1 protein-coding gene is annotated in these 787 nt (G+C 34.2%); it reads right to left on the reverse strand.

The annotated features are described in order from the left end of the window. Positions 1–321: 321 nt before the first annotated feature. Positions 322–549, reverse strand: coding sequence for a hypothetical protein (locus HMPREF0670_RS15110; RefSeq protein ID WP_009232002.1), 228 nt, complete (start codon positions 547–549; stop codon positions 322–324). Between the last annotated feature and the right edge of the window lie 238 nt (positions 550–787).

A 787-nucleotide genomic window follows, 5' to 3' on the forward strand; every position in this document is an offset into this window, starting at 1 on the left:
AGAATACCCATGCAACTTGTTTTTCTGGTAGGACTTTACTGAATCTAATGTACCCGACTTCCTATCGAAATAATAAACTTTTCCATTCACAAACATCCGTTTTCCATTAACCACACTTCGGGTGTACACCTTTACCAGACGATTATCTGAGGTAAAATAAAACAAATTAGAGTCAACTCGAATTATAATTTGTTTTGCACCACGATAATATTCAAAACGGTGTAAGCTGTCAGAGAAGATACATTTCAAATCATTTGAATGTTGTTCCGCCCTGTTACATGAATCATAGAGATTACCAATAAGATTGCTATTAAAACGTTATTATTTCTCAGGTTCCACTTTTGACCAAATCTCTTCATCCTTTTCATAATACCTTATTCTTTCAACTTTGTTCTCTCCTTCATAAAATACGGCAATGCCATCATGCCCATTCTTATTAAAAGAATAGAAGTGTGATATTTCGTCCTTACAACGATCATCCACGAAGTAATAAATACGTGTACGCCAGTCTTCCAAAGACTTGGTTGCAAGATCAACTATTTTGACCATGAGGTGTAAGCATAACTTGCACCTCACCAACAATTAACAACCCACCTTCTCCTACATTGGGCATTGTAAACTTTATGCCATTAATGCTGTCTTCATATGTAAAGCATTCATATGTAAAGCTTTCAGACGGCATTTCATTTTTGTTGTTACTGCATGAAATGCACACATGCACTAACATTATACATATTATATATTTCTTCATTTTTATTTATGTATTACTGAACGAACTATAAATGCT

Origin of the sequence: Prevotella sp. oral taxon 317 str. F0108 (genome assembly GCF_000162415.1) — a bacterium.
In the GTDB taxonomy this organism is placed as follows: domain Bacteria; phylum Bacteroidota; class Bacteroidia; order Bacteroidales; family Bacteroidaceae; genus Prevotella; species Prevotella conceptionensis.